The following is a 2,353-nucleotide window of genomic DNA, read 5'->3' as shown; positions in this document are numbered from 1 at the left end:
TGTTTGGTTATAGTATCCTTGGATTTTTTTTTTAGTGAGACGCCTACGACCAGTACTTATCTCTTTTGAATCGTCGGCAGCGTCGGTTGTGTATAAGGGACAGGACCTACACCGTGGCGCACGACGTCGAGGTGCCCGTCACCGCGATCGACGGCGTCTCGACCACGACCACCGTGGTCTCGTACCCGACCGTCGTGACCCGGTTCGGCGTCACCACCGCCCAGGCCGAGTCCGCGATCTCGGCGGCGCTCTCCGCCGGGGGCGACCGCGCGACGATCCTCGCGACCGCGCTGCAGTACCTGGGCGACCCCTACGTCGAGGGCGGCGCCTCCCACTCGGGCATCGACTGCTCGGGGCTGACCATGGTCGCGTACGCCGCCGTGGGCATCCCGCTCGTGCACTACGTCCCGACGCAGGACGCCGCGGCGACGACCATCCCCGAGTCGGAGGCGAAGCCCGGCGACCTCGTGGTCTACGACAACGAGGACCACGTCGGCATCTACCTGGGCCAGGGGCTCGTCCTCCAGGCGCCGCACCCGGGCGAGGTCGTCGACATCGTGCCGATGTACCCGGCCGCGCACCACTTCGCGCGCCTCCTGCCCGCCGGCGCCTGACGCGCACCAGGCGACCCGTGGAGGGCCGGACCGCCCGTCCTGCAGTCGTGTCGCGCCTCCCGTAAACTGGAGTGATGGCCTCCGAGACCCGCACCCCGTTCGAAGAGCAGCGTTCTGCTCGTCCGCAGGTGCGCCCGCGCACCGAGGGCTGGACCCAGGCGCAGGACTCCGCGGGTCGCCCGCTCCTGCAGTTCGCGTCGCCGAAGCGGGGAAAGCCGCCGGTGCACCTCGCCGACCTCACGGTCGCGGAACGCGTCGAGAAGGTGAAGGAGCTCGGGCTGCCCGGGTTCCGCGCGAAGCAGCTCTCGACCCACTACTTCACACACCACACGTCCGACCCGGCGAAGATGACCGACCTGCCCGCCGCGCAGCGCGACGAGCTCGTCGCCGGCATGCTCCCGCCGCTCCTCACCGAGACCCGACGGCTGGCGACCGACAACGGCGACACGATCAAGTTCCTCTGGAAGCTCCACGACGGAGCGCTCGTCGAGTCGGTGCTCATGCGCTACCCCGGCCGCATCACGCTGTGCGTCTCGTCGCAGGCGGGCTGCGGCATGAACTGCCCCTTCTGCGCCACCGGACAGGCCGGGCTCACGCGGAACATGTCGACGGCCGAGATCATCGAGCAGATCGTCCGGGCGAACGCCGCGATCGCCGCAGGGGAGCTCGGGGGCGACCCGCGCAAGGGCGGCAAGGACCGCGTCGACGCCGAACGGGTGACGAACATCGTCTTCATGGGCATGGGGGAGCCCCTGGCGAACTACAAGCGCGTGATGGACGCCGTGCGGACCATGGTCGCGCCGCAGCCGAACGGCCTCGGCATGAGCGCCCGCGGCATCACCGTCTCGACCGTGGGCCTGGTCCCCGCGATCAAGAAGCTCGCTGACGAGAACATCCCGATCACCTTCGCGCTGTCGCTGCACGCACCTGACGACGAACTCCGCGACGAACTCATCCCGGTGAACTCGCGGTGGAAGGCCGACGAGGCCATCGACGCCGCGTACGAGTACTTCGCGAAGACCGGTCGCCGCGTCTCGATCGAGTACGCGCTCATCAAGGACATGAACGACCACGCCTGGCGAGCCGACCTGCTCGCCGAGAAGCTCAACGCGCGTGGTCGGGGATGGGTGCACGTCAACCCGATCCCGCTCAACCCGACGCCCGGTTCCGTGTGGACCTCGTCCGAGCCCCACGTGCAGGACGAGTTCGTCCGCCGCCTCAACGCCGCCGGCATCCCGACCACCCTCCGCGACACCCGCGGCAAGGAGATCGACGGTGCATGCGGCCAGTTGGCTGCGGCTGAGTAGTCGGCTGGTCAGGTCGGCCTGGAGGCACGGTGCGGTTCCGCACCGTGCCTCCCGTCGTTCCCGGGGCCGCGTGACTCGACCTGGAGGGGGTGAGGTACCCCGACTCCCGCGTGTTCCCGGGGAAGTCGGGGGACGACACGCCCGGGATGCGACACGTGTTGGCGCTGCCGTTCACCTCTGCGTAAAGTAATCACTCGTTGCCGCTGAGGCGGAGAACGGAACGGCCGGAACGGTCACCTCCGAGTCTCGCCCGGGCAACGAACCAGCCTCTCTGATGACGTCCGCTGAACTGCGGGCTGAGTGGGGAGTGCGTCTGGTCCTTGAGAACTCAACATCGTGCACATTGTCAATGCCAATTTATTGACCCCGTTGCCTTCACTTGTGGAGGTACGGAGACAATTCCTTTTGGATAGACAGAATTGTCAGTTGACA

2 protein-coding genes are annotated in these 2,353 nt (G+C 67.6%); both read left to right on the top strand.

Annotated features, from left to right (window positions below; translation table 11 throughout):
• The first annotated feature begins 113 nt into the window (after positions 1-113).
• A complete protein-coding gene (locus NS184_RS17010; protein ID WP_058727241.1) occupies positions 114-614 on the top strand; it encodes a C40 family peptidase in 501 nt (166 codons plus the stop codon).
• 74 nt (positions 615-688) lie between these two features.
• Entirely contained in the window at positions 689-1,921 is a 1,233-nt protein-coding gene (gene rlmN, locus NS184_RS17005) for a 23S rRNA (adenine(2503)-C(2))-methyltransferase RlmN (protein ID WP_058727240.1), read from the top strand.
• Positions 1,922-2,353: the final 432 nt, after the last annotated feature.

This window comes from Curtobacterium luteum, from assembly GCF_001475545.1.
GTDB classification, from domain to species: domain Bacteria; phylum Actinomycetota; class Actinomycetes; order Actinomycetales; family Microbacteriaceae; genus Curtobacterium; species Curtobacterium luteum_A.
Note: the sequence above shows the minus strand (reverse complement) of the source record. Positions and strands in the feature narration are given on the sequence as shown.